Annotated in this window: 23 protein-coding genes and 1 pseudogene; 14 read left to right on the forward strand and 10 right to left on the reverse strand. The window is 73.5% G+C overall.

Annotation, left to right across the window (positions count from 1 at the left end):
• Nucleotide 1 precedes the first annotated feature (1 nt).
• The 3 genes from ABZ836_RS11250 to ABZ836_RS11260 form a co-directional block, all read right to left on the reverse strand.
• Nucleotides 2–577, reverse strand: coding sequence for an SUKH-4 family immunity protein (locus ABZ836_RS11250; RefSeq protein WP_356130567.1), 576 nt, complete (start codon nucleotides 575–577; stop codon nucleotides 2–4).
• A gap of 86 nt (nucleotides 578–663) precedes the next feature.
• Nucleotides 664–2,361 (reverse strand): hypothetical protein, encoded by a 1,698-nt coding sequence (locus tag ABZ836_RS11255; protein WP_356130565.1) that lies wholly within the window; start codon nucleotides 2,359–2,361, stop codon nucleotides 664–666.
• Complete coding sequence (locus ABZ836_RS11260; protein WP_361141374.1) at nucleotides 2,358–3,236, reverse strand: nucleic acid/nucleotide deaminase domain-containing protein; 879 nt, start codon at nucleotides 3,234–3,236, stop codon at nucleotides 2,358–2,360. The genes ABZ836_RS11255 and ABZ836_RS11260 overlap by 4 nt, the downstream gene beginning before the upstream one ends.
• Nucleotides 3,237–3,474: 238 nt before the next feature.
• On the opposite strand from ABZ836_RS11260, the gene ABZ836_RS11265 reads away from it, so the two are divergent.
• The 6 genes and pseudogenes from ABZ836_RS11265 (at nucleotide 3,475) to ABZ836_RS11290 (ending at nucleotide 10,663) form a co-directional block, all read left to right on the forward strand.
• Nucleotides 3,475–5,055, forward strand: coding sequence for a nucleic acid/nucleotide deaminase domain-containing protein (locus tag ABZ836_RS11265; protein ID WP_356130720.1), 1,581 nt, complete (start codon nucleotides 3,475–3,477; stop codon nucleotides 5,053–5,055).
• 54 nt (nucleotides 5,056–5,109) lie between these two features.
• Nucleotides 5,110–5,691: an SUKH-4 family immunity protein gene (locus ABZ836_RS11270; protein ID WP_356130561.1), complete on the forward strand. Its 582-nt coding sequence runs from the start codon at nucleotides 5,110–5,112 to the stop codon at nucleotides 5,689–5,691.
• A 101-nt stretch (nucleotides 5,692–5,792) separates the two neighbouring features.
• Nucleotides 5,793–6,302 (forward strand): annotated as a pseudogene (locus tag ABZ836_RS11275) (SUKH-4 family immunity protein); the annotation flags it as partial.
• Between the two features lie 93 nt (nucleotides 6,303–6,395).
• Complete coding sequence (locus tag ABZ836_RS11280; protein WP_361141376.1) at nucleotides 6,396–8,213, forward strand: HSP90 family protein; 1,818 nt, start codon at nucleotides 6,396–6,398, stop codon at nucleotides 8,211–8,213.
• Nucleotides 8,210–10,270 carry a hypothetical protein gene (locus ABZ836_RS11285; protein ID WP_361141378.1) on the forward strand — a complete coding sequence of 687 codons (2,061 nt, stop codon included), beginning with the start codon at nucleotides 8,210–8,212 and terminating at the stop codon, nucleotides 10,268–10,270. Before ABZ836_RS11280 ends, ABZ836_RS11285 begins: the two co-directional genes overlap by 4 nt.
• 168 nt (nucleotides 10,271–10,438) lie before the next feature.
• Nucleotides 10,439–10,663 (forward strand): tautomerase family protein, encoded by a 225-nt coding sequence (locus tag ABZ836_RS11290; protein ID WP_356130553.1) that lies wholly within the window; start codon nucleotides 10,439–10,441, stop codon nucleotides 10,661–10,663.
• A 61-nt stretch (nucleotides 10,664–10,724) separates the two neighbouring features.
• Here the strand turns inward: ABZ836_RS11290 and ABZ836_RS11295 are convergent, their stop codons facing one another.
• Complete coding sequence (locus ABZ836_RS11295) at nucleotides 10,725–10,856, reverse strand: hypothetical protein (protein WP_356130552.1); 132 nt, start codon at nucleotides 10,854–10,856, stop codon at nucleotides 10,725–10,727.
• A gap of 335 nt (nucleotides 10,857–11,191) precedes the next feature.
• Here ABZ836_RS11295 and ABZ836_RS11300 point away from each other — a divergent pair, with 335 nt between their 5' ends.
• Nucleotides 11,192–12,274, forward strand: coding sequence for a helix-turn-helix domain-containing protein (locus ABZ836_RS11300; RefSeq protein WP_361141380.1), 1,083 nt, complete (start codon nucleotides 11,192–11,194; stop codon nucleotides 12,272–12,274).
• Nucleotides 12,275–12,311: 37 nt separating this feature from the next.
• Here the strand turns inward: ABZ836_RS11300 and ABZ836_RS11305 are convergent, their stop codons facing one another.
• Nucleotides 12,312–13,397, reverse strand: coding sequence for a Ku protein (locus tag ABZ836_RS11305; RefSeq protein ID WP_361141382.1), 1,086 nt, complete (start codon nucleotides 13,395–13,397; stop codon nucleotides 12,312–12,314).
• A gap of 61 nt (nucleotides 13,398–13,458) precedes the next feature.
• Between ABZ836_RS11305 and ligD the strand changes: the two genes are divergently transcribed.
• The 7 genes from ligD to ABZ836_RS11340 all read left to right on the forward strand — a co-directional run bounded on the left by ligD (nucleotide 13,459) and on the right by ABZ836_RS11340 (nucleotide 20,053).
• A complete protein-coding gene (gene ligD / locus ABZ836_RS11310; protein WP_361141384.1) occupies nucleotides 13,459–14,340 on the forward strand; it encodes a non-homologous end-joining DNA ligase in 882 nt (293 codons plus the stop codon).
• Nucleotides 14,341–14,476: 136 nt separating this feature from the next.
• On the forward strand, nucleotides 14,477–14,839 hold the full coding sequence (locus ABZ836_RS11315) for an SH3 domain-containing protein (RefSeq protein ID WP_356130544.1): 363 nt from the start codon (nucleotides 14,477–14,479) through the stop codon (nucleotides 14,837–14,839).
• Between the two features lie 42 nt (nucleotides 14,840–14,881).
• A complete protein-coding gene (locus ABZ836_RS11320; RefSeq protein ID WP_361141386.1) occupies nucleotides 14,882–16,243 on the forward strand; it encodes an FtsW/RodA/SpoVE family cell cycle protein in 1,362 nt (453 codons plus the stop codon).
• A complete protein-coding gene (locus tag ABZ836_RS11325) occupies nucleotides 16,240–17,688 on the forward strand; it encodes a penicillin-binding transpeptidase domain-containing protein (RefSeq protein WP_356130540.1) in 1,449 nt (482 codons plus the stop codon). Before ABZ836_RS11320 ends, ABZ836_RS11325 begins: the two co-directional genes overlap by 4 nt.
• A gap of 200 nt (nucleotides 17,689–17,888) precedes the next feature.
• Nucleotides 17,889–18,827, forward strand: a complete 939-nt coding sequence (locus ABZ836_RS11330) for a diiron oxygenase (RefSeq protein WP_361141388.1) — start codon at nucleotides 17,889–17,891, stop codon at nucleotides 18,825–18,827.
• Nucleotides 18,828–18,862: 35 nt separating this feature from the next.
• Complete coding sequence (locus ABZ836_RS11335) at nucleotides 18,863–19,156, forward strand: hypothetical protein (protein WP_356130536.1); 294 nt, start codon at nucleotides 18,863–18,865, stop codon at nucleotides 19,154–19,156.
• A gap of 102 nt (nucleotides 19,157–19,258) precedes the next feature.
• Nucleotides 19,259–20,053, forward strand: a complete 795-nt coding sequence (locus tag ABZ836_RS11340) for a hypothetical protein (RefSeq protein WP_361141390.1) — start codon at nucleotides 19,259–19,261, stop codon at nucleotides 20,051–20,053.
• An 8-nt stretch (nucleotides 20,054–20,061) separates the two neighbouring features.
• Here the strand turns inward: ABZ836_RS11340 and ABZ836_RS11345 are convergent, their stop codons facing one another.
• The 5 genes from ABZ836_RS11345 to ABZ836_RS11365 all read right to left on the reverse strand — a co-directional run bounded on the left by ABZ836_RS11345 (nucleotide 20,062) and on the right by ABZ836_RS11365 (nucleotide 26,078).
• Nucleotides 20,062–21,294 carry a styrene monooxygenase/indole monooxygenase family protein gene (locus tag ABZ836_RS11345; protein WP_361141392.1) on the reverse strand — a complete coding sequence of 411 codons (1,233 nt, stop codon included), beginning with the start codon at nucleotides 21,292–21,294 and terminating at the stop codon, nucleotides 20,062–20,064.
• A gap of 75 nt (nucleotides 21,295–21,369) precedes the next feature.
• Nucleotides 21,370–22,005, reverse strand: coding sequence for an ATP/GTP-binding protein (locus tag ABZ836_RS11350; RefSeq protein ID WP_356130530.1), 636 nt, complete (start codon nucleotides 22,003–22,005; stop codon nucleotides 21,370–21,372).
• Entirely contained in the window at nucleotides 21,986–22,384 is a 399-nt protein-coding gene (locus ABZ836_RS11355) for a DUF742 domain-containing protein (RefSeq protein WP_356130529.1), read from the reverse strand. Before ABZ836_RS11355 ends, ABZ836_RS11350 begins: the two co-directional genes overlap by 20 nt.
• Nucleotides 22,381–22,893 (reverse strand): roadblock/LC7 domain-containing protein, encoded by a 513-nt coding sequence (locus ABZ836_RS11360; RefSeq protein ID WP_356130527.1) that lies wholly within the window; start codon nucleotides 22,891–22,893, stop codon nucleotides 22,381–22,383. The genes ABZ836_RS11355 and ABZ836_RS11360 overlap by 4 nt, the downstream gene beginning before the upstream one ends.
• On the reverse strand, nucleotides 22,890–26,078 hold the full coding sequence (locus ABZ836_RS11365; protein ID WP_361141394.1) for a nitrate- and nitrite sensing domain-containing protein: 3,189 nt from the start codon (nucleotides 26,076–26,078) through the stop codon (nucleotides 22,890–22,892). Before ABZ836_RS11365 ends, ABZ836_RS11360 begins: the two co-directional genes overlap by 4 nt.
• Nucleotides 26,079–26,267: the final 189 nt, after the last annotated feature.

The raw sequence follows: 26,267 nt of genomic DNA on the forward strand, positions 1-26,267 counted from the left end.
GCTACCAGTACATGCCCGCGGCCATGCTGTCGAAGAGGCGGACCCATTCGCTCTCCTCGTGGGCGAAGGGCAGCGGGTCGACGGCCTCGACGGTGGCCCGGCCCTGGTCCGACAGGGCGTTCCAGCGCTCGACCTCGTCGGGCAGGCGGGAGACCGCCGCGCATGCCCGGCCCGTCTCCGCGGCGACGACGATGGTCCGCAGGAACGAGGACAGGTCGGCGTGGATGCGCAACGGGACCGGCTCGGCCTCGGCGAGCTGGTACACCTCGCCGGTACGGGGGTCGACGACGACGTGGTCGGTCGGGAAGTAGCCGACGGAGACCCACGTGTCGGCCTCCGGGCCCACCTCCCACCCGTCCTCCCGCAGTTCCTCCGCCTTGTTGACCCACTCGGGGTCGAACTCCTCGGGGAGCTCGAACCGCAGCCCGTAGCGGTGGAGTTCCGGGATGCCGACCTCGGTGAGGAGCCGGGCCGTCTCCCCGGAGAAGCCGTAGCGGCGCGCCACGTCCGGGGAGAGGCGGTGGACACGGGTGTCGGCTGCCTGCTCGACGTCCTCGCGGGTGACCGGGAACAACATGGTGACGGGTCCTTCCTCTGCCCTGTCTCTTTCCCTCGCAGCGGTTGCGGCGGCTGCCGCGGGCGGGAGGCTTCGGACGCGCGCGTTCACCGCGGGACGAGGCACAGCAAAGCCTGGTCCGTACCGACCAGGAGGGCTCCGTCGGGCGTGCTCGCCATGGCGTTCACCTCGGCGCCAAGGTGCAGTGAGCGGTCGCCGTCGGACGATGGGTGGAGGAGGTCGATCCTGCCGTCGCCCCAGGCGATCACCGGGGCCGGGCCGGACGGGGTAAGGATGACGGTCAACGCGGTGACCGGGCACGGGCGGCGGGCCACCGGCGTGGCCAGGACCTCCGCCCCCGGCGCCCAGGCCCGCACCTGGCCGTCCGCTCCTCCGCTGTAGAGCAGGGCAGGCGGGCATCCGGCGGGGCGGTCGTCGCCCAATGGCAGCAGAGCAAGGGCGGTGACAGGTCCGGTGTGGAGAACCACCTGCTCGGGCGCCACCTCGTCCTTGTCGGGCTCGAGGAGCGACAGGCCGACCGTGCCATCCTCATGGCCGACCCCGGCGAGAGCGCCGACGGCGGCCAGGGTGGTGGCCGGCACGGAGGTGAGGTGCCGTTCCAGTCGTGCGGCCGCGGCGTCGGTCGGGTGGGTCGCGTCGGCCTCCAACAGGGCGGCGAGCCCAGTGGCGCGCCGCCGGGTGGGTTCCCAACGCTGAGCGTGCAGCACTCCGTTGACGTCCAGTGCCCAAACGGTGCCGTCCCGCAGGCTCACCACGGAGGCGGGCTGCGAGGCGATACGGCGGGCGAAGCGGCCGGTGGGCGATCCGTCGGTGAGCGAAATGACACGTAGCACACCCTCGTGGTCACCGACAACGGCATGGCCGACCAGCGGCCCGCTCCCGGCGGTCAGGGCGAGTGCCGGACCGGGCCAGGGAGGCAGGGCGTCGCCGGTCACCCGGCGCCAGAGCGGACGCCAGGAAGCTCCCTCGGCCAGGCGTTCCAGGGCGGGCGCGTGCCGCGGGTCGGCATCGTCACCCAAAGCGCACAGGAGGACCAGGGCTCGCTCGGCAGGGCTCTGCTCGCGCAGCAGCGCCCGGCCCGCGCGGAGCCAGGCGGTGCGGAGGCCGCCACGCGGGTCCGGGTCGGCCTCGTAGACGGCGGTCACCTCGTACGGGTCGACGGCGCAGACGGCTTCGGGGTCGTCGCTGCGGAACGGCGCAGTGGGGCGCGAAGACCTCCGGGGCGGGAGGGCGGACGCCTCGTGCTCACGCCACCGGGCATTGCGGACGGCGTCGCGCCACCGAGGGTCGTCGAGGTCCATCACGGCGGCCGGAACCTCACGCACGGCGTCGAGCAGAGGCGTCCCGCTGCGAGCCTCGGCCACGACCCGGACGCCGTCCGACTCGGCCAGGGCGAGAACCAGCGCGGCCACCTCGGCCGGGTCCTGAGCCTCGTGGAGGGAGGGAAGGACCACAACCGTGCGACGCCCGTCCGCGGTGACGGCGGCAGTGAGCTGCGCGGGGGTGCGGGCCGCGGTGTGCAACTGCTCGGCGAGGGTCCACACCGTGGCGTGCGTACCAAGTCCCTGGAGCGGGACGAAAGCGTGAACGGCCCGGTCGGGCGGAGCCTCGGGCCGGGTACCGTTGGCGGCCAGCCAGGCGAGCAGCAGCGACTTCCCGCTGTCAGGGCCGCCCGTCACCACGCAGAGGCGGGGCGCGGCAGGGTCGGTCAGCCAGCTCAGCAGTGCGGTGGCGGCCGGTTCGAGCCCCGCTGCCGGGCGCGGCCACCTCACCTCGGCGGTCACCGCCCGCCCGCCCGACGTGCCGCCTCGGTGATCATCTCCTTCATGCCGGCCTCCCGGGATTCCGCGTCCTCGCCGTAGTCGTAGCTGTGCGTGAACTCGGCTTCGGGGAAGAGCTGTTGCATCCAGACGGCGCAGTAGTGGCCAGGCATCATGCAGGGCTCGAGCTCGCAGTAGACCCGGCGGACGCTGCCGGGGGCGACTCCCGCGGCGGACAACCGCTGCCAGATCAGTTCCTCGGGGTGCGCCTTGGCGGGACCGGTGGCCTCGGTCACCACCTGCTTGGCGCCCTGCGCGTCCACGTACTCGAAGGCCGCCGAGAACGGGAAGTTCAGGGTGTGGCGCACGTCGTCCAGGACGCGCGGCCACCAATGCTCCCTTTCGGCGAACGCCTCGCCGTCGATCTTCCGCAGCTCGGCATTGAGTTCTCGGAAGGCAGCGGCCGCGACGGAGAGATTCCCGGACACGGCGATCACCGGGAGGCGCCGGTCCAGGGCGGTGAGGGCGGCAGCGAATGCCGTCACGTCGGAGGCGATCATCAGGTCCCCCTGCTCCCCGCCCGGGAAGACCGCCTGCACCACCCCGTCGGGACGGACACAGAGATGCCCCAAGCCGTCGCCGCCGAGACGGAGCCAGTTCTCACGGTCGTCCCCCGGCCGGGGGATGCCGTGATGGGCGAGCCAGGCGCCCAGCAGGAGTGCGTCCTCCTCGCCGGACGCGGTGAAGTAACGGGACACCTGGCGCGGCAGCCCGGTCTCTTCCAGCGCCTGCCGTGCTGGTTCCGGAAGCCGCAGCCCGTACGCCCCGGTCGTCCGGTAGCGGCGCAGTCCTTCCGGTCCGAAGTGGGCGATGACCGGGTCCGGTTCGGCGCGGGACATGGAGGAACCTCACACGGGTCGGCGGTGTTTCGCAGACGACCATAGTCCGTCGGCCCGGCACCGAGGCGGCAGTGGTGGCCCGTACCGCGAACACCGTTCACAGCGCGGGGACTTCATCAGGTTCGTCACACACGCGTCAGCTCTGCTCATTCAGTTGACGAACACTCACGCGATGGCGCAGCGTGAAGGGGAGAGTTGACACGCCGCCGTACGGGGGAGGGCGCGCCACGTGGGGATCATGCTGCCCGACGAACTGGTGAAGGTCCTGGACATCATCGGTGTCGCCTGGCCGGACATCGACGAGGACGAGATCCGCTCCTCCGCCGACGACTACCGCGCTCTCGCCTCAGGGCTGCGGGACGCCGTCAAGGACGGCAACACCGCGCACTCCCACCTGGTGGGCGGCCGCAGCAAAGGCAAGACCGTCGCTGCGGTCGACGCCCGGTGGACCAAGCTCGCCCAGAAGGATCTGGGCCCCTTCGCGGACGCCCTGGACACGCTGGCCGGTGCCCTCGACGAGTGCGCGGGGCTGATCGAAGGCTGCAAGTACATATGCATCGCCGAACTGACCGCGACCGCCGCCACTGCCACCGCCGGCATCGTCGGCGCCATCTTCACCCTGGGCGCCAGCACCGCCCTCAGTGCCGCCGCCGTTGCGGCCTGCCGGCTGGCCGTGAAAGAGGCGATCAGCTACGCGGTCGGCATGATCACTGACATCGTCACAGAGAAGATCGAGGCGATGGTCCTGGCCGAGCTGGAACGCATCCTGACCGAGCACGTCGGCGGAGGCGGCCACCAGGACGGCGGCGGCATGCGGGTCAACGGCCTCGAACCGGGGGCCGGGCCGAGCTCCGGAGCCGACTCCGACGACGAACTCGTCGTCGTCGAGGAAGAGTTCGAGCAGACGGCGAGCGACCTGGACAAGGCCCGCAAGAATTTCGACGACAAGAAGAAGACGCACCGCACCAGCGGCGGCAAGCGGCGATCCTCGGTCAAGAAGGACAGCCGCTTCCACAAGCTGGCCACGGTGATCGACAAGTGCGAGGACGTCGTCGACAAGAAGATCGACGACGTGATCGAGGTGGTCGACCGGCACCAGAGCGACATCAAGCGCGCCAAGAAGGACCAGAAGGAACGCGACCTCGACGCCAAGAAGAAGATGGACGACGTCGACACTCCGGACGAGGAGAGGATGTACCTCCTCAATTCGGACGGCACGGTCGTGGAGATCTACCGTGACGGCACGGTCTCGAAGACGCCGGTGTCGAGGAACGAAGCGATCGTCGGTGATCTCCTGGAGCCGGACGGCACCTACTGGCGCCCGAACGCGCAGGAGCGCCAGCGGTACCGCGTGGCCGACGCGGGGCCGGAACCCGGCCGGGTGCGGTCCCGCAAGCTGGCGCCCGGCGAGAAGAACGACCTCGCACACGCCACCCAGCTCGCTCGGCACGCGCAGTCCTACTACAAGGGCCGCAACTACGCGGCGGCGCGATACCTCAGCGAGGACGGCAAGAGCTCGGTGATCATTGTCGGTCACAGCGAAGGCCGACACTCGGAACGCGTACTGGGCTACCCCCTACTGAGACACGAGCAAGGGGGGCGGGTGAGTGAGTTGTACACCGAGCGCGAGCCATGCCAGAAGATGCCGAAATGTGACCAGTGGCTCTACCAGCACTTCCCTTCCGACCTCCAGGTCACCCACACCGCGGACTACGATCAGCAGCAGAAGAACCAGGACAAGGAGCACCGCGAGTATCGGACCGCGCTCGAAAACTTCCACAAGGAGCACGGCCCTGGGCAGCAGATGACCAGGCGGTGATCCACGTCCGAAGAGCCGAACGACCAGGCGTCCCGTCGGAGGTATGACCCCACCATGCTGTTCACCGTGACCCGCGAAGAGGTCGAGCGGGCGACCGAGATCGACGGAACAGTACACCGGATGCCCTCAGAAGTGGCCGAACGATACGGCTTCCACAGCGAGAACGCCGAGATGCTCTCCTCAGTGGGCGTTCCGGAGGTCGCCAGATACGGCCTCGAATTCCGTCCGCCCGAGACGTACGACCCGTACTGGCTGGCCGACCACAAGAAACTGGTCGAGTTCGGCTGGAAGGTCGGTCCAGAGATCGACGGATGGGTCTCGCTCGGCAACTTCTTCATCAACACGGTGATGGTCGACCCGCGCTCCGGCAAGGTGTACCAGTTCACCGAAGATCCGGGACTGCCTCTGCTGATCCACGCGGACCTGTCGTCCTTCGTCAAAACCATCGTGGTCGCCGTCGAGACCGCCCGCGCCTGCGAACCCGTCATCGGGCAGCCCGACGAGGAGGAACAGCTCACCGCCCTCGTCGAAGCCGGAAAGGCCCGCATCCGCGATGTCGACCCGCTGCCCTTCGCCGACGAGCACAGCGAGTGGCACGAGGTCTTCGGCAACATGGAGAACGTCGTTTACTGGTGAGACCGTCGTCGCCGGAGGCGAAACCACCGTGTTGTTCACCGTGACCCGGGCGGAGGTCGAGTGGGCGGCCGGGGTCGACGGGACGGTGCACCGGATGCCCGCCGGGGGTGGCCGAGCGGTACGGGTTCCGGGGTCAGGCCGCGGAGTTCCTCGCCACCGTGGGAGTGCCCGGGGTCGAGGAGTACGGCCTGGAGTTCCGGGTCCCCGACGCCTACGATCCGGAACTCGTCGGCGGCTACGAAGAACTGGCGGCGGCCGGCTGGGAGGTCGGGCCCGAGGTCGACGACTGGGTGCCGTTGGGGCACTTCTCCGTCAACACGGTGTGGGCCGACCCGCGTTCCGGCAAGGTCTACCAGTTCACCGAGGGCCCGCTGCGGCCCCTGCTCCTCCACGCCGACCTGTCGTCCTTCGTCCGGACCATCGTCGTCGCCGTCGAGACCGCCCGCGCCTGCGAACCGGTCGTCGGGCAACCCGACGAGGAGGAACAGCTCACCTCCCTCGTCGAGGCCGGAAGGGCCCGCGTCCGGGACGTCGACCCACTGCCCTTCACGGACGAGCACAGCGAGTGGCACGAGGTCTTCGGCTGTATGGAGAACGCCGTGTACTGGTGACCCGGCGGACGGAATTCGGACGCGGCTGTCGGCGACTCGGTCTAGTGTTCCCCCAGTTCGGGAGCCCGGAAGGGCGGATGGGGGGAAGACCAGGTGAGTCAGAGTTTCCGCGTGGATCTGCGGGGGATCGTCGATCTGCTGAGCCACCACCTGTACACCAGCCCGCAGGTGTACGTGCGGGAGCTGCTGCAGAACGCCGTGGACGCCATCACGGCCGCGCACGGCGCCGACGCCGGGGAGCGGGGCGTCGGCCGGATCGCGCTGGAGTCGGCGGACAGCGCGGGGGACGGTTCGCTGACCGTCACGGACAACGGCGTCGGCCTGTCCGAGACGCAGGTGCACGAGCTGCTGGCGACCATCGGCCGCAGCTCCAAGCGGGACGAACTCGGTTTCGCCCGCCACGAGTTCCTCGGCCAGTTCGGCATCGGGCTGCTGTCCTGCTTCATGGTGTCGGACGCCATCGAGGTCACCACCCGCCGCGAGGGCGAGCCGACCGTGCTCTGGCACGGCAGGTCCGACGGCAGCTACACCGTCCGCACCGCCGGCCCCGGCGAGGAGCGCGCGGAGACCGGCACCACGGTCACCCTGCGCCCCCGGCGCGGCAGCGAGCACCTGCTGACCCGGGCCTCGGTGACCGAGCTGGTGACCCGCTTCGGCGGGCGGCTGCCGCACGCGGTCACCGTGGACGGCGAGGAGGTCACCGGCGGCCCCGCGCCCTGGGACCGCCCCGCCGACGAGCCGCCCGCGCGGCGCCGGGCCCGGCTGGAGGCGTACTGCCAGGAGGTCTTCGGGTTCACCCCGTTCGACGTGGTGGACCTGGAGACCGCGGAGGCCGGCCTGCGCGGCGTGGCGTTCGTGCTGCCGATGCCGGCCAACCCCTCGGTGCCGGCCGCGCACCGGGTGTACCTGAAGCAGATGCTGCTGTCCGAGCGCGCGGAACGGCTGCTGCCGGAGTGGGCGTTCTTCGTGCGCTGCGTGGTGGACACCGCCGAACTGCGGCCCACCGCCAGCCGGGAGGCCCTGTACGAGGACGCCCTGCTGGAGTCCACCCGCGACGCCCTGGGCGACGTGCTGCGCGCCTGGCTGGTGCGGCTCGGCCGCCAGGACCCGGCGCGGCTGCGGGAGTTCCTGCGGGTGCACCACCTCGGGGTGAAGGCACTGGCGCTGCACGACGACGACATGCTGCGCCTGGTCGCCGACTTCTGGCCGATGGAGACCAACGTCGGCCCGCACACCCTCACCGAGTTCCGCGAGCGGTACGGACTGGTCCGCTGGACGCCGCTGGTGGACGAGTTCCGCCAGCTCGCCCCGGTCGCCGCGGCCCAGGGGCTGGCCGTCGTCAACGCGGGCTACGTGTACGACGCGCAGATCCTCGAGCGGCTCGCCGCCCTGGAGCCCGCGCTGGAGACCGAGGTGCTGCGGGCCGGCGACCTCACCACGCACCTGGAGCGGCTGGAGGCCGCGGAGGAGAAGGCGCTGGCGCCCGCGCTGGCGGCGTCCGAACAGGTCCTGGCGAAGCTCGGCTGCGACCTGCTGGTCCGGTCGTTCCAGCCCGCCGGCCTGCCCGCCCTCTACCTCCTGGACGACGACACCGCGTTCCAGATGGACCTGCGGGAGACGAAGAGCCAGGTCGACGACGTGTGGGCGTCGATCCTGGGCAGCCTGGAGGACGCCGCCGAGCCCCGGCCGCGGCTGGTGCTCAACCACCGCAACCCGCTGGCCCGGCAGGTGCTCACCCTCGTCGACCCCGAACTGCGGGCCACCTGCCTGGAGGGGCTGTACGTGCAGGCCCTGCTGCTCGGCCACCACCCGCTGCGGCCGGCCGACACCGCCGTGCTCAACCAGTCCTTCCTCGGTCTGATCGGCCGTGCCGTGTCCGCGTCCGCCACGTCTTCCGGGGAGGACCGATGAGCCGTACCGAGCAGGAGGTCCGGCAGCTCTACGCCGACACGCACCGGATGCCCGCCGGTCCCGCGAAGTTCGCGGCGCTGGAGCAGGTGGCGCGGCACGCAGACGCCCTGGGGCTGGTCGAGTTCGCCTTCGACGTCCGGATGCACTCGACCTCCGTGTTCCACAACAACGGGGCGGCGCAGAAGGCACTGGTGGCCTTCTCCTGGTGCCGGGCGGCCTACGACCGCGAGCCACAGCGCTTCGGCGGCGGGCACGAGCGGAGCCTCCTCTGGAACATGAAGTGGATGATCTACAACGTCCACCAGTTCCCGGAGATCCCCCTGGAGCGGGCCCACGACCTGCTGGAGGACATGGAGCGCCGCTACCGGCTCGGCGGGCACAGCCTGCACGCCGTCCTCCAGCACCGGGGGCTGATCGCCGAGAGCGTGGGCGAACTGGAGGCGGCCCGGGCGCACTACGAGCGGATGGCCCGGACCCCGCGCGACCACCTCTCCGACTGCTCGGGCTGCGTGCCGAGCAGCCAGACCCGCACCCTGGTGGCGCTGGGCCGCGACGAGGAGGCCATCGCGGTCGGGGAGCCGGCCCGTACCTCCTGGTGCACCGACCAGCCGCAGTGGATCAACTCCGAGCTGCTGCTGCCGTACCTGCGGACCGGGCAGCCCCACAAGGCGCTGGAGGCGCACCGCACCGCCTACCGGCTGCTGCGGGAGAAGCCGTACCACCTGGCCGAGCTGGGGCTGCACCTGATGTTCTGCGTGCACACCGGGAACCCCGAGCGCGGCTTCGACCTGGTCGAACGCCACCTGCACTGGCTGGACCGGCCGCGCACGCCGCTCGCCGAGGCCGACTTCGCGGCGGCCTCGGTGGCGGTGCTGCGCACGCTGGAGGAGCGCGGCGAGGGCGACCGTCCGGTGCGCTCGCGCACCGCCTGGGCGCAGGGCCAGGACCAGGGCCGAGGCCAGGGCCATGGGCCGGTCACGGTGGCCTCGCTCGCCGCCGGGCTGCGGGAGCGGGTGCTGCGGCTGGCCGACCGCTTCGACGCCCGCAACGGCAACGGCTACCAGGGCGAACGCCTCCGGGAGCGGATGGCGGCGGGGCCGCTCGGCGAGCCGCTGCCGCTCGACGTGTTCCACACCGCCACGCACCGGGCCACCGATCCGCGGGCACGGCGGATCAGGAAGCTGGTGGAGGACGTCGCCGCGCTGACCGCCGCCGGCGACGGCCCGGCCGCGGCCGTGGCCCGCCTGGAGGCCACCGAGGAGCTGCTGGAGGCCGACCGGTACACCGAGGCGGCGGAGGCCGCCGAGGAGGCGGCCCGCGAGGTCGGCCGGCTCGGTCTGGCCGGCCACGCCCCGCGCGCCGCCTGGCTGCTGTTCCGCGCCCACCGGGCGGACGGCGACCCCGCCCGCGCGGCCGCCGCCCTGCGCGGCCTGCTGGAGGGCACCGACGGCGGGTTCCCCGGCCTGCCGCCCCGGCCCCGGCTGGAGGAGGAGCTGGCCCGCGAGGAGACGACCCCCGCCGCGCGCCACCGCTGGTTCCTGTCCGCCTCCCGCCGGTACGCCGCCGAGGGCGACACCGACCAGCGGCTCCGGACCCTGGTCATGGCCGCGCACGCCGCCGACGGCCCGGAGGCGCTGGCCGCCCTGACCGCGGAGGTCACGACGGCCCTCGCCGAGCCCGGCGTCGACGCCGCGCGGGCCGCCGTCGCGCGCCTCCGGATCGCCCACGTCCTCTACCGCACCGGGAGGTACGAGCAGGCCGCGGCGTACGCCGAGGCGGTGCCCGAGGCGTACGCCGACGCCGACCCGGAGGACCGGGTCCGCCACGCCCGCGCCCTGGCACTCCTCGCCAAGGCGCGGTACCGGCTCGGCGAGCGCGCGGCCGCGGAGGAGGCCGCCCGCACGTCGCTCTCCCTCGGCTCCGAGGACGACTGGGAGGTGGCCGTGGCCCTGGTCCTCCTCCTGCGCTCCCGGGGCGCCGCCGAGGAAGCCGCGAAGGTCATGACCGCCCACGACCTGGACGAGGAGGACATCGACGAGGACTACCTGGACGACTGACGGCGCCCGGGCGGGCCGACGGCCGCCGCGGTGGGGCCGCCCCCACCCGGGCCGGGCCGGCGCCGCCCGGGTGGGGCCGCCGTCGTCCGGGTGGGGCGCCGCTGACACCATCGGGGGGTGGGCGCGCGGGGGTCGCGTGCCCGGCCGACGTGGACGGAGGGCCGGCCGATGCCGCACGTGATCATCAAGCACTTCCCCAAGGACCTCGACGAGGAGGCCCGGGCGCGGCTCGCGGCCCGGGTCTCGGAGGCCGTGCGGGAGGCGTTCGGGGTGCGGGAGGGGGCCGTGTCCATCGGGCTGGAGCCGGTGGAACGGGAGGAGTGGGACGCGGAGGTGTACCGGCCGGACATCGCCGGGGCGAGGGACCGGCTGATCCAGTTCCCGGACTACTGACCGGGGGACCGCCACCGCGGGAACCCCCGGTGCGCCCCCGCCACCGGGCCGGGCGCGCCCGTCAGCCCGTCGGTTCGCTCTCCTCGCACGGCAGGAACGCCTCGAGGACCCGGCGGTCCCGGCGGACCTGGTAGGCCGTGGAGACGGCGATCAGCAGCAGGGCGGGGGCGACGGGGATCAGGTAGGGGGCCATCCGGTGCTCCTTTCGGTCGCGGTCGTACGCGGGCGGGGTGCGGGACCCGCGGACGACAGGTGTGTCCCGCGGCTCACCACGCGGGGCGGAGACGCTCGGGGTGCAGCCTGGCACGCGCCTCCGACAGTCCGGCGGCTCCGGGGCGGCGCCCGTGGGCTCCGGCCCGGACGCGGGACGCACTGCCGGTGTCCGGAACCGGAGCCGTCCGCCGGGCTCCCTCCGGCCCCATCATGAACTCCCCGCCCTTGGCGGCGCATTGCCGGTTTCCGGCAGTGTTGGTTAGGGTCTGCCTGCCGGAGCGGCGTCAAGAACACGTCAAGATGCGGGGGTCGCAGATGTCGTCAGCGAGCGCGGAGCCCGCGGGTTTCCTGGACGGCTTCGACGGCATCCTCACCGAGGTGGCCGCCACCGGACGCCGCCTGACGCGCCAGGAGTTGGAGTCCCGCCGTGATCTGGGCGAGCGGGCGGCGGAGGCCGGGCTGGGGCTGCGCCGGATGATCAGCGCGCACCTCGCCGCGGCCCGCGACGCCTGGCCCGCCGGCCCCAACGCCGGTGCTCGCGGCAGGAGTTCGGCGGACTGCGCGCTTTCGGCGGTGCAGCAGGCGGTCGACGCGTTCGCCGAGGGGTACGAGCGGGCGCAGCGTCAGGCCATCCGCCAGGAGGAGGCGGCGCGGCGGGAGTTCATCGACGACCTGCTGCTGGGCCGCAGCGACCTGGGCCGGCTGGCCGAGCGCGCCGGACGGTTCGGGCTGCGACTGGCCCGGGCGCACCAGGTGGCGGTGGCCGAGGGGCCCGTCGCCTACGACGAGGGCGAACCGGTGCCGCGGCAGGTGGCGCGGGCGGTGACCGCGCGGTTCGACAGCCGGCGGATCCTGGTCACCACCAAGGACGGACGCCTGCTGTGCGTCGCGCCCGGGGACCAGGAGGAGGTCCTCACCTGGTTCGCCAAGCAGGCGTACGCGGCGACGGACGGCGGGCGGGTCGCGGTGGGGCGGGCCCATCCGGGTCCGGGCGGCGTCGTCCAGTCCTACGAGGAGGCGCTGAGCACGCTGGAGATGGCGGAGCGGCTGGGCTTCGCCGGGCCGGTGCTGAAGGCGGCGGACCTGCTGGTCTACCCGGTGCTGGCACGCGACCGGCAGGCGCTGGCGGACCTGGTGGTGAGCGCGCTGGGGCCGCTGCGGGGCGCGCGGGGCGGGGCCCGGCCGCTGCTGGACACGCTGACGGCGTACTTCGACTCCGGGTGCGTGGCGGCCGAGGCGGCGCGGCGGCTCTCGCTGAGCGTGCGGGCGCTGACGTACCGGCTGGAGCGGATACGGAAGCTGACCGGCGCGGACCCGGCCGACCCCGCGCAGCGGTACATGCTCCAGACCGCCGCCATCGGGGCCCGGCTCCTCAACTGGCCCGCCCAGGAGCTCTGACCCGGCGGCCGGCGCACGACGCCCGGCGGAAGGCGCCTCAGGCGGAGCGTTTGCGCGAGGTGGTCTTCTTGGCGGGGGACTTCTTCGCGGCGGTCTTCTTCGCCGTCGTGGACTTCTTCGCGGAGCCCGAGCCGGAACCGGAGCCCGAGCCGGACCCCGATCCGGAGCCTCCGCGGGAGCCCGAGCCGCCGCCGGAGGACGCCGTCTTCTTCCCGGCGGTCTTCTTCGCCGTGGAGGTGGACTTCTTGCCGGAGGTGTCCTTCGGGTTCGTGCGGGAGCGGCCCATGGGACGGACCTCGCCGGACCCCTCGCCCTCGTCCCCCTCCCCCGCCCCCTCCCCCTCTCCTCGCGACTGCTGCGCCGCCCGCACGCTGTTCTCCAGCGCCGCCATCAGGTCCAGCACCTTCCCGCCCCCGGCCGGCGCCTCCGGCATCGCCGGCGCCTCCTGGCCCGCCGCCTTGGCCGCGACCATCTCCTCGACGGCCTCCCGGTACTCGTCGTGCAGGTCGTCGAGGTCGACCTCGCCCAGCGTGTCCATCAGCGCGTCCGCCAGGTCCAGCTCCTGGTCCCGGATCCTGACGTCGCCCTCCGGCGCGACGCCCTCCGGCCGGCGGATCTCGTCCGGCCAGAGCAGGCCGTGCATGACGATCGCCTCGTCCACGACTCGCAGCATCCCCAGCCGCTCCCGCCCCCGCAGGGCGAACTTGGCGATGGCGACCTTGTTGCTGCGCTTGAGCGCCTCCCGCAGCAGCGTGTACGGCTTCGCGGCCTGCGCGCCGCCGGCGGCGAGGTAGTAGGCGGACTCCATCTGCAGGGGGTCGATCCGCTCGTTCGGCACGAAGGCGACGATCTCGATGGTCTTGGCCGTGGGGATCGGCAGCTGCTGGAGGTCCTCCTCGGTGATCGGGATCATCGAGCCGTCCGACTCCTCGTACGCCTTGCCGATCTCCGACTGGCTGACCTCCTTGCCCTCCAGTTCGCAGACCTTGCGGTAGCGGATCCGGCCGCCGTCCTCGGTGTGGATCTGCCGGAAGGAGACGTTGTGGTTCTCGGTCGCGTTCACCAGCTTGATCGGGATGCTGACCAGGCCGAAGGAGATGGCGCCGTTCCAGATCGATCGCACGTTCAGCACCCTTTCGCCGGACTTCCACCGCTATGGCCATGATGCGTGGGATTCTTATCGTATGACGCCGATCACAGAGGTGGAGGGGCGGAGGATCCCGCTCTCCAACCTGGAGAAGGTGATCCATCCGGAGGACGGCTTCACCAAGGGGGAGCTGCTGCACTACTACGCCATGGCCGCCGGGGCGATGCTGCCGCACCTGCGGGACCGTCCGGTGTCCTTCCTGCGGTATCCGGACGGGCCCCACGGCCAGGTCTTCTTCTCCAAGAACGTGCCTCCCGGTACGCCCGACTGGGTCACCACGGCGGAGGTCCCCCGGTCGGAGGGGCCGTCCCGGATGGTGATGGTGCAGGACCTGCCCTCGCTGATGTGGGCGGCCAACCTGGTGACCGAGTTCCACACCCACCAGTGGCTCGCCCAGGACCCCGAGGAGGCGGACCGGCTGGTGTTCGACCTGGACCCGGGGCCGCCGGCCGGGCTCGCCGAGTGCTGCGAGGTGGCGCTCTGGCTGCGGGACCGGCTCGCCGGGGACGGGATCGAGGCGTACCCGAAGACCTCGGGCTCCAAGGGGCTGCACCTGCTGGCGGCGGTGCGGGGCGGGTCGCCCGGGCGGACCAGCGCCTACGCCAAGGCGCTGGCGGTCGAGGCGGAGGCGGCGATGCCGCGGCTGGTGGTGCACCGGATGACGCGGAGCCTGCGGCCGGGGAAGGTCTTCGTGGACTGGAGCCAGAACGCGGGCCGGAAGACCACGGCCACGCCGTACACGGTCCGGGCCCGGCCGACGGCGGCGGTCTCGGCCCCCGTCTCCTGGGAGGAGGTCGCCTCCGCCTCGCCCGGACGGCTCACGCTGCGCGCCCCCGACGTCCTGGCCCGCCTGGAACGCGACGGCGACCTGATGTCCCCCCTCCTCGACCCCGGCCGCGCCACCCCCCTGCCGGACTGACCCCCCGCCACCGGACCGGCCCCCGGCTCCCCCGCCCGCGACCGGTCCCACCCGGACGGCGCTCCACGGCGGGCGGGGCGGCGCGGCGCGTGCCAGCGTGGCAGGACGAACGGGTCCCGACACACCGGAGGTTCGCATGGCCCTGCGCCGTTCCCTGTCCCGCGTCGCCATGGGCGCCGCCGCCACCGCTCTGCTCGCCGCCGCGGCCGCCCCCGCCGTCGCAGGGGAGAGCCACCCCACTCCGCCGAGCCCGCCCGGCGAGACGTTCTACCAGGGGCGCGTGACCGCCCCGGGCGGACTGCGCCTGCACACCTCCCCCTCGACGGGCAGCGAGGTGATCGGCTTCGCCCCCAGGGGCTCCGTGGTCGACATCTTCTGCAAGGCGCCGGGCGACACCGTCGACGGCAACCCGCTCTGGTACCTGCTCGCCGACGGCACCTGGGCCTGGGGCCCGGCCCGGTACATCGACAACATCGGCAAGGCCCCGCGCTGGTGCTGACATAACGGGACATCCCGGCATCCGCTTGCTACGTTCCGACCCATGACCACCGAGGCCACCCGGGTCGGGCGGGACCGGAAGGCAGCGGGCCCCCCACCCCCCACGGCGGCACCCGTCAGCCGCCGGGGCGCGGAGCTCGCCCTGCTCGTCCTCGCCGTGTTCCTGTCCGTGTGCGGCTACTGCGCCGTCGGCCTGGCCCGCACCGGTCACGTCCCGCCCGACGCCGTCCGTCACGGCGCCGGGCTCGGGGCGTTGGCCCTGGTCGCGCACGTCGTCGTCCGGTGGCGCGCGCCCCGCGCGGACCCGCTGCCGCTGCCGATCGCCGTGCTGCTGAACGGCCTGGGCCTGGTGCTGATCCACCGCCTCGACCTGGAGACCCCCGGCGACCGGGCGGCGCCCGCACAGCTGGTCTGGTCGACGCTCGGGGTGGGCCTGTTCCTCCTGGTCGTCCATCTCCTGGACGACCACCGGACGCTGCGGCGGGTCACCCGCGCCTGCGGCATCGCCGCCCTGGTGCTGCTGGTGCTGCCCGTCCTGTTCCCCCCGGTGAACGGGGCCAGGATCTGGATCCGCCTGGCCGGGTTCTCCCTCCAGCCGGCCGAGTTCGCCAAGGTGCTGCTGGTGGTGTTCTTCGCCGGCCACCTGGCCGCCCACCGCGAGGCGCTCACCGGGGCCGGCCGCCGGGCGCCGGGCCCGGTGGTGGCGATCTGGCTGCTGAGCGTGGGGGTCCTGGTGCTGGAGCGGGACCTCGGCACCTCGCTGCTCTTCTTCGCGCTGTTCGTGATCCTCCTGTACGTCGCCACCGGCCGCCTCGGCTGGATCGCGCTGGGCCTGGCGGGGCTGTCGGCCGCGGCGGTGGCCGTGGCCCGGATCGAGCCGCACGTGCGGGGGCGGGTCGCGGACTGGCTGGACCCGTTCGCCTCCGTGGAGGCGGGCCGGGGGGCGGGGCAGCTCGCCCAGTCGCTGTTCGCCTTCGCGGCGGGCGGGCTGTTCGGGGAGGGGCTGGGCCAGGGCCAGTCGAGCCTGATCGGCTTTGCCGCCAAGTCGGACTTCATCCTGGCGACCGCCGGCGAGGAGCTGGGCCTGGCGGGGCTCGGCGCGATCATCGTGCTCTACGCGCTGCTGGTCGAACGCGGCTACCGCGCGGCCCAGTTGACACCGGACCCGTTCGGACGGCTGCTCGCGGTGGGGCTGTCCTCGCTGATCGCCGTGCAGGTCTTCGTGATCGCCGGCGGGGTGACCGGACTGATCCCGCTGACCGGGATGGCGATGCCCTTCCTCGCGCAGGGCGGGTCCTCCGTGGTCACCAACTGGGTGATCGTCGCGCTGCTGATCCGGCTCGGTGACGCCGCCCACCGCGACCCGGACGAGGGCGAACCGCTGGACGGGGAGGGACGGCCATGACCAGCACCGTGCGCCACGCCGGGCTGCTCTGCCTGCTGCTGCTCGCCGCGCTGCTGGTGAACGCGGCGCGGGTGCAGGTGCTGGAGGCCGGCGCCCATGAGCGCAACCCGGCGAACCGGCGGGCCGACATCGACCGCTACCACCGGCCCCGCGGCGACATCCTGGTCGCCGGACGTCCGGTGACCGGCTCGGTGGACACCGGGGACCGGCTGCGGCACGAACGCACGTACACGGACGGGCCGCTGTACGCGCCGGTCACCGGCTTCGCCTCGCAGGCGTACGGCACCACGCTGCTGGAGGCCGTCGAGGACGACGTCCTCTCCGGCCGCCACCCGCTGCTCGCCGCCCTCCCGCTGCTGGGCGGCCCCGCGGACCGCGGCGGCGACGTGGAGACCACCGTCGTGCCGGCGGCGCAGCGGGCCGGGTTCGAGGGGCTGGACGGCCGGAAGGGCGCGGTGGTGGCGCTCGAGCCGGCCACCGGGCGGATCCTGGCGCTGGTGTCCACCCCCTCCTACGATCCGGCCGCCCTGTCCGGCAACGGCCCCGCGGCGGCGCGGGCCTGGCGGCGCCTGCTGGGCGACCCGGACCAGCCGCTGCTCAACCGCGCCGTGCGGCAGACCTACCCGCCGGGCTCCACGTTCAAGGTGGTCACCGCCGCCGCCGCGCTGGAGGCGCGGCTGGTCCGCGACCTGGACCGGCGGGTCGGCGAGCCCGGCCCGTACCGGCTGCCGGGCACCGGCACCGAGCTGACCGACGAGCGCGCGGAGTGCGGGCGGGCGACGCTGCGGCAGGCCTTCGAGTGGTCCTGCAACACCGTCTTCGCCCGCCTCGGCGTCCGGGTGGGCGCCGAGCGGATGGCCCGCACGGCGGCGGCGTTCGGCTTCAACGACGACGGGCTGCGGGTGCCGTTCGGGGTGGCCCGGTCGACCTTCGACCCGGACGTCGACCGGGCGCAGCTCGCGCTGGCCTCGATCGGGCAGTTCAACACCCGGGCGACGCCGCTGCAGATGGCGCGGGTGGCGGCGGTGGTGGCGGGCGGCGGGACGACGCGGACGCCGTACCTCGTGGAGCGCACGACGACGGCCCGCGGCACGACCATCGGGCGGGCCGGACCGCGGGGGCTGCGGCAGGTGCTGCGGCCGGCGACCGCGCGGCTGCTGCGGGAGCTGATGACGGGGGTCGTCACGGACGGCACGGGCGGCCAGGCGGCGATCGACGGCGCGGTGGTGGGCGGCAAGACCGGCACGGCGCAGCACGGGGTGGGGAACGCGGGGACGCCGTACGCGTGGTTCGTGTCCTGGGCGCGGGGCGAGGGGGAGCTGGAGCCGCGGGTGGCGGTGGCGGTGGTCGTGGAGGACGCGGCGGCGGACCGCGGCGACATCACGGGCGGTGACGTCGCCGCCCCCGTCGCCCGGGCGGTCATGCGGGCGGTCCTCAGCTCCTGACCCCTTGCGCTCCGCCACGGGTGGAGCCTGCCGTTCCCGTGCGCGCGGGCTCCCGGCCGGTGCGCGCGGGCGGTGGACATCGCGCACACCGGTGTCGTCCGGAGCATTGACGCTCTTGCTGACACGCAGTCTCATAAGAGCAGTACCGCCGGTAACACGTCCCGCACCGCACGACCGACCGCACGACGAGGTGGAGAGCCATGACGACCGTGACGGAGACCGACACGCTCGCCGGACTGCGTGACGCACTGGGCCTGCTGAAGGACCGCGAGCAGGTCGCCAAGCGGCTGCTCGACTCGTCCGCCAAGCACTCCTTCGACCCGGACAAGGAGCTGGACTGGGAGGCCCCCTTCGAGGAGGGCAAGTGGTTCTGGCCCCCGGAGCTGGTGTCGCTCTACGGCACCCCGATGTGGAAGCGGATGGGCGAGGAGCAGCGCATCGAGCTCTCCAAGCACGAGGCCGCCGCGCTCTGCTCCCTGGGCATCTGGTTCGAGATCATCCTGATGCAGCTGCTCTGCCGGCACATCTACGACAAGAACCCGACCAGCAACCACGTCCGGTACGCCCTCACCGAGATCGAGGACGAGTGCCGGCACTCCAAGATGTTCGCCCGCTTCATCCAGCGTTCCGGCTGCCCGGAGTACCCCGTCAGCACCGTGCACCAGAACCTGGGGCGGCTCTTCAAGACCATCTCCACCACCCCCGGTTCGTTCACCGCGACCCTGCTCGGCGAGGAGATCCTCGACTGGATGCAGCGGCTGACCTTCCCGGACGAGCGGGTCCAGACCCTCACCCGCGGCGTGACCCGTATCCACGTCGTGGAGGAGGCCCGCCACGTCCGGTACGCCCGCGAGGAACTGCGCCGCCAGATGGTGACGGCGCCCCGCTGGTCGCGTGAGTTCACCCGGCTCACCTCCGGGGAGTTCGCCCGGGTCTTCTCGGTCGCCTTCATCAACCCCGAGGTGTACACCAACGTCGGTCTCGACAAGCGGCAGGCGATGGAGCAGGTCAGGAACAGCGCCCACCGACGTGACGTCATGCAGACCGGCGCCAGGAAGCTGACCGACTTCCTCGACGACATCGGCGTGCTCCGCGGCCCGGGCCGCAAGCTCTGGCAGTCCTCCGGCCTGCTGGCCTGACGCCCGCCGCCGTCCGGGGCCGCCACACTGGAGGGGTGAGAAGCGAAGAGACCCCCTTCGAGGGCGGCCCCCTGGACGGCCGGACGCTGCCCGTGCTGCTGGGGACGACCGGGCAGCCGCCGAAGTACTACAAGGTGCCGGTGCCCGACCCGGACGGCGCACCGCCCACGGTGCTGGTGTACCGCCGCGAGCCCCGCGGCCACGGCCGCCGGCTGGGGCTGCCGGTCGGCTGGAAGTACGTCTTCGTGCCCGGCGCCACCGGCGACGAGGGCCGTCCCCGCTGGCCCTGGTCCCGCCCCTCGCGCACCCCGGGGGCCACCGACGGGTGATGGGGTTGCGCCACTCGCCGACCCTCGGCGCGCGGTCCGGCGCGGGCCCGCCCATCCTGCCGGTGCGGAGCGGAAGGACCGCCCCGCGCCGGAGGTGACGTCATGTCAGGACGCCTGTCGCGCGGTTCCGTTGCCCGCCTGCTGTGCGCCGCCGTGGTCGGGGCGGGCGCCCTCTCCCCCGCGCCGGCCGCCCTCGCCGACGATTCGGCGCCCCCCTCCGGGGCCCGGCAGCGTCCGGTCGCCGTCCTCCTCGCGGATCTGCGCACCCTGCACCGGCAGGCCGACCGGGCCGCCGAGGAGTACGACGCCGTGGACGGACAACTCGCGGAGCAGCGGCGGCGGGTGGCCCTGCTGGACACGCGGCTGGCCACCACCCGGCTCTCCCTGGACGACAGCCGCGCGGCGGCCGGACGGTTCGCGCGGGCCCAGTACCGGGACGCCGCCGGGGCGGTGTCGCCGTACCTGCGGGTGCTGTTCGCCCGCGATCCGCAGACGGCCGTGGAGGAGGGCCGGCTGCTCGCCCGCGCGTCGCGCGAGCACGCGCGGTCGGTGGAACGCCTGACCGGCGGCGAGCACCGGGTCCGCGACCTGGCCCGACGCGCCCGCGCCGCGCTCGACGGCCAACTGGTGCTGGCGGAGCGGAAGAGGAAGGCGGACGCCAAGGTCCGCTCCCGGCTCCACCGCATCGAGGAGCTGCTCGCCTCGCTGTCGCCGGGGCAGCTGGAGGCGCTGGCCGCCTACGAGCGGCGCACCGGGAGGAGGACGACCGCTCCGGCCGTGGCCCCGGACGCCGACGGGAACGCCGCCGCCGGCGGCACGGCGGCCGGCCGCGGGCCCGCCTGGAACGGGCCCGCCGCCCGGCCGGGAGGCGGGGCGGCGGGAACGCACGGGGGGTGACGGAGTCGTCAGCCGCTGACGGAGGCCAGGTAGGCGTTGGCCTTGTCGGGCTCGAAGAAGAAGTTCTCGAAGTCCGCGGGGTCGTTGAACCCGTTGGCGAACCGGTCGGCGACCGGCTGGAGCTGGCCCGCGGCACCGATCAGGTTGAGCACGTGCTCCGGCGGCGGCGCCAGCATGGCGTTGGTCCACTTGGTGACGTGCTGCGCGGTCGCCCAGTAGCGGTCGAAGGCGGACCGCATCCAGTCCTCGTCGAAGGGCTTCTCGCCGTGCTCGAGGATGGCGTCCAGGTAGGCGGCGGCGCACTTGGAGGCCGAGTTGGAGCCCTGTCCGGTGATCGGGTCGTTGGCCACGACCACGTCGGCGACGCCGAGCACCGAGCCGCCGCCGGGCAGCCGGCCGATCGGGTTGCGCACGGTCGGGGCGTACCGGCCGGCGAGCGTGCCGCCCGCGTCGGTGAGCTCCACCCGGGTGGCCCTGGCGTACTCCCAGGGGGTGAAGCGCTCCATCAGCTCCAGGGTGAGCGCCAGGTGCTCCGACGGGTCCTTGACGCCCTGGAAGACGTCCAGCGGACCGCCCGGGACGCCCTCCCAGAAGAGGATGTCGGCCCGCCCGGAGAGCGTGTACGTCGGCATGATGAACAGCTCGCCGACGCCCGGCACCAGGTTGCAGCGGACCGCGTCGAACTCGGGGTGCTCGGGACGCGGGCCCAGGCCGTGGACGTACGCCACGGCCAGCGCGCGCTGCGGCTCGGCGTAGGGCGAACGGGAGGCGTCCCGCTCGAACATGGAGACCAGCTCGCCCTTGCCCGCCGAGACCAGCACCAGGTCGTACGTGCGGGAGAAGTAGTCGAGGTCGGAGACGGCGGCGCCGTGGATGACGAGCTGGCCGCCGCGCTGGGCGAAGGTCTCCATCCAGCCGGCCATCTTCACCCGCTGGTCGACGGACTGGGCGTGGCCGTCCAGCTTGCCCACCCAGTCGACGACCCGCTGCGACTCCGGTCCGGCGACCGAGACGCCCAGGCCCTCGATCTTCGGCGCCTGGGACTCCCAGAAGTTGAGCTGGAGGTCACGCTCGTGCTGCAGGGCGGTGTGGAACATGCACTGCGTCGACATGACGCGGCCGGAGCGGATCTCGTCCGCGGTCCGGTTGGACATCAGGGTGACCTCGTACCCGTGCTGCTGGAGTCCGAGGGCGAGCTGGAGGCCGGACTGACCGGCTCCGACGACGAGTATCTTCCGCATGCGGGATGTCTCCTACTCGGGACGCTGGGGGCGGGGCGTCTGGGTGCCCGGGCCTGTCGGGCAGGCCGCGCGGGCCTACTCGGGGAGGGCGTCGAGCGCGTGGCCGACGAGGGCCAGCAGGGTGTCGACCACCGCGATTCGGCTGCGCGCATCCATGATCATGACAGGTACCGCCGGAGGTATGGACAGCGCCTCCCGGACGTCCTCCGGTTCGAACCGCTCGCTGCCCTCGAAGTGGTTGACGGCCACGACGTACGGCAGGCCGCAGCTCTCGAAGTAGTCCAGCGCGGGCCAGCAGTCCTTGAGCCGGCGGGTGTCGGCCATGACCACGGCGCCGACCGCGCCGCGCGCCAGGTCGTCCCACATGAACCAGAACCGCTGCTGGCCCGGCGTGCCGAAGAGGTACAGGACGAGGTCGTCGTCCAGGGTGATGCGGCCGAAGTCCATGGCCACGGTGGTGGTGGTCTTGCCGGGCGTGGCGGTGATGTCGTCGGTGCCGGCGCTGGCCTCGGTCATCAAGGCCTCGGTCTCCAGCGGCTTGATCTCCGAGACCGTCCCGACCAGCGTGGTCTTGCCGACGCCGAACCCGCCGGCCACCAGGATCTTGGTGGCCACGGGGGCACGGTTGCGGTCGGTCTGCCAGGGCTTGAGGACCTCCTCCTCCGCGTCGGTCACCGCTTCGTTCACGGCATCAGAGACGGCGAAGGCCATGGAGCACCCTTTCGAGCAGTGCGCGGTCGGGACGGCCGGAGGTGTGGCCGGTCCCGTACACGCGGATCTTTCCCTGGTCCGCGAGGTCGCTCAGCAGGACGCGGACGACACCCAGCGGCATCTTGAGCAGCGCGGCGATCTCCGCCACGGTGCGCATGCGGCGGCAGAGCTCGACGATGGCGCGCATCTCCGGCATCACCCGGGTCACCAGCGTGCCGTTCGGCAGCTCCTTGCGCTCCGGGGGCGCGTCCAGCGCCGCCACGAAGGTCTCCACCAGCAGCACGTGGCCGAAGCGGGTCCGGCCGCCGGTGAGCGAGTAGGGGCGGACCCGGGCGGGTTTACGGTCCCCGCCGCGGACCGGGAGCCTGGGCGCGCTCATCGTCCGCTCCTCACGGTGGCGTCCTTGCGTTCCATGGAGTCGCGCAGCTCGTCCCGGAGTTCGGGCGTCAGCACGTGGCCGGCCCGGCCGACGAAGAGCGCCATGTGGTACGCGATCACGCTCATGTCGCAGTCGGGCGCGGCGTGCGCGCCCAGGAGCGAGCCGTCGCTGATCGCCATGACGAAGAGGCTCCCCTCCTCCATGGCGACCATCGTCTGGCGGACGCCGCCGAACTCCAGCAGCTTGGCGGCGCCGACGGTGAGGCTGCCGATGCCGGACACCACCGTGGCCAGGTCGGCGGCCGAGCCGCGCGGGCCGGCCGGCGTCTTCCTGTCCTGTTCCTTCTCCTTGGGCGCGTGGTCCGCCGGGTCGGACGAGAGCAGCAGCAGGCCGTCCGAGGAGACGACCGCCACCGACTGGAGTCCGGGCACCTCCTCCACGAGGTTGGTCAACAGCCAGTGCAGGTTGCGAGCCTCACTGCTCAGTCCGACGGTGCTGGGCGCGGTCAACTGCTTGCCTCCTCGACGGTTCCCCCCGTGGCCTGCTCGGATGCGATCCCCTGACGCGGGTGCGGCACGTCGGCCCCCTCACCCCGTTCCCCCTGCGGACCCGGCTTCCCCTCGCCCGGCCCGCCAGTCGTCGACGCCAGCTCCGCCTCCACGTCACGGCGGCCGGCCTGCGACCCCTTGTGGAAGCCGCCGAGCCTGCGGCGCAGCGCCTCGGCGTCCACCGCCTTGGTGCGCACCCGCGGAGCCGGGGCGTCCACGATCTTGGGCGTGCGCTTGGGCAGGCCCTTGTCGGTCACCGGCTCGACCTCGGCCTCGTCCGCCGCGCGCTCGTGGCGGTCGGGCCCGATGGCGTACGGGTCGGCGGTCCCGTCCCGGCCGGCGGTCCCGTCCCGGCCTGCGGCCAGGTGCTCCGCCTGCTCGCCGGTCATCTGCTCCGGGAGCCGCACGGCGGTGGTCTCCTCGGCCGCCGCCTCGTACCGGTCCCCACCGGTGCGGGCGGCGTCGGCCGCGGTGTCGGCATCGGCCGCGGAGGTGGTCTCCGCGCGCGTGGCGTCCGGCGCGGCCTCCGTGGCGGTGTCGGGTGCGGCGACCGTGAAGGCGGAGTCCCCGTCGGTGCTCACGGTCGGGGCCGTCGTGCGGTCGGCGGCGGCCGGGGCGGCCGTGCCCTCGGTCGCGGTGGCCGGTCCCTCGGCACGGGCCTCGGCCTCGGCACGGGCGGCCTGGGCCGCGATGGCCTGCTCGGCCGCCGCGATGACGATGTCGACCGGCTCCTCGGGAGCGGTCACGCCCGGCGCGGCGCCGTCGCCGGAGACCGTCTCCTCCCGCGGCGCGGACACGGGCGCGGGCGCGGGCACCGGCACGGGTCCCGTCCCCTCGGCGCTGTCGGCCCCGTCCGCCACGGCCTCCTGGCTCTTCCCGGCCGCGGCGGCCGGCTCCGCCGCGCTCCGCCGGGCCTGCGTCCGGCCGGGCAGCACGTTGGAGTTGGCCTCCGCGTCCGCGCCCGGCAGGGCGGTCGGGGCCCCGTGCTGCTTGAGCGGCGCGGTGGTGACGGGGGCGGCGGCCGGCGCGGCGGCCAGCAGCGAGGTGGGCAGCACCGCGACGGCCGTGACGCCGCCCTGCGTCTGCTCGCGCAGCCGTACCCGCACCCCGTGCCGGTGCGCGAGACGGGCCACGACGTACAGGCCGAGCCCCAGGCCGTCGTCCTCGTCCGGCCGGTGCGGCTGCTCCGGGTCGAAGTGGGCCAGCCGGTTGTTCAGGCGCTCCAGCCGGTCCCCGGTGACGCCGATGCCCTCGTCCTGGACGGAGAGCATCACCTCGCCGCTCTCCAGCAGCCAGCCGGAGACCTCCACCGGCAGCTCCGGCGGCGAGAAGGCGGTGGCGTTCTCCAGCAGCTCGGCCAGCAGGTGGCTGAGGTCGTCCGCGGCGAACCCGGCGAGGTGCGCGGCCGGCGGCAGCGCACCGATCCGCACCCGCTCGTACCGCTCGATCTCGCTGACCGCGGCGCGCACCACGTCCACCAGCGGCACCGGTCCGGCGTGCTGCTGCCCGTGCTCGACGCCCGCCAGCACCAGCAGGTTCTCGCTGTGACGGCGCATCACGGTGGCGAAGTGGTCGACCTTGAAGAGCGTGGAGAGGCCCTCCGGGTCCTCCTCGCGGGCCTCCAGGCCCTCGATGACGGTGAGCTGGCGCTCCACCAGTCCGAGGATCCGCAGCGCCAGGCTGACGTAGGCGCCCTCGACGGAGTCCTCCGACCGCTCGAGCTCCTCCCGGGCCGCGTCGAGCTCGGCGCGCAGTTCCTCCCGGGCGTCGGCCATCCGCTGCCGCTCGCCGATCAGGTGCTTGCGGTCGGCCTCCAGGGTGCCGATCCGCTCCTGGAGCGCCAGCGCGTGCGCGTGCAGGGTGTTGACCGAGCGGACCACCTGGGAGAACTCGTCCTTGCGGCCGGTGAACCGGATCGGCTCCTGGCCCTCCGGGTTCTCCGCGAGCCGCGCCGAGCCGAGCCGCAGCACCGCCAGCGGCCGGGTCAGCGAGCGGGCCAGCGCGGTGGCGATGCCGATCGCGACCAGCAGCAGCGCGATCAGCGCGGCGATGCGGATCTCCAGCTCGGTGACGTCGTTGTCACGGAGCTCGACCAGGTTCTTCACCCGGCTCTCGTAGAGCGAGGACTCGGCGCCCCGCATCAGGTCGAGCCGGGCGGACAGCGCGGCGGCCAGCTTCTTCGGGTCGGTGCCGAGGTCCTTGTCGTCCAGCTGCGGCTGGTCGGTGAGGCGCTCCAGGTAGTCGCGGGCGGCCTCCGACTCCGGGCCGGTGACGGTCGACTCGAAGGCGGCCGCGGTGCGGTCCGGCGCCGTCTCGCGGAACTCGGCCAGCGAGGCGTCCGAGCGGACCTGGGCCTGCTGGGCGGCGGCGGAGAGCTCGTCACGCCGCTTCGCGTCCGCCTCGGTGGCCACCCGGGTGACCGTGGTGGTGCCGGTGACCGGGTCGTAGACCGGGGTGCTGGTGCTGGGCACGGCCAGCGCGGCCAGCAGCAGGCCGCGGGCGGCGGCTGCCTGCTGGACGGCGGAGTCCAGCTCGGCCAGCGCGTGGGCGCCCGCTCCGGCGCGCGGCGGGGTGTCGTCGGCCAAGGCGCCGGCGAGCCGGTGCAGCTCGGCGATGACCTGGGAGTACGCCTCGTGCGCTTCGAGAGCGGTGCTCTTGCCGGAGAGCGCCGCTCGCCGCACGGTCGCGATCTCGTCCAGGTCCGACCGCAGGGCCGCCGGGACGTCCGGGGCGCCGCGCAGATCCTCTATCTCCCGGTCCACGCGCGCGCCGCGCTGCTCGGAGGGGGCCAGGGACTCGGGCCGGCCCGCCGCGATGTAGGGGGTGACCTCGTCCCGTTCGTCGGCGAGGGCGTGGGCGAGGGTGAGGGCGTCCTGGGTCCGCTCGGTGAGCGTCACCAGGTCCCTGCTCTCGTCCAGCCGCCCCGCGGCGGAGAGGACGGAGGGGGTGCCGGCTGCCGCGACGGCGGCGGCCACCACGGCCACCGCGACGATGAGCCGGTTGCGTACGTGCGTGGGCCGGCCCCGGCCCACCTCGCCGCCGGCCGGCGCGGACGCGCCCGGGGTGCCGGTGGTGGTGGGCGAGTTCTCCGTGCCCTCGCGGGAGGCCTTCTTCTTGCCCGTACGCCGAGGCCGCGTCTTCTGCACCGGTGCTCGCATTCCTGACTCGTGTACCCAAGGCCCGGGTGACCTGCCGTCAACTGGGGCGACACTCACCCGGTACGGTTCCGGTTTTCGGTGTCCGACCCTCCCAGTGCCGGTGGGCGGTGACCGGTCATCAACCGTCCCGCCACCCGAAGGAGTGAACATCGGAGGGTAGTTGAGGGGCAAGTCACG

This window comes from Streptomyces sp. NPDC047130 (assembly GCF_040643475.1).
Taxonomy (GTDB): domain Bacteria; phylum Actinomycetota; class Actinomycetes; order Streptomycetales; family Streptomycetaceae; genus Streptomyces.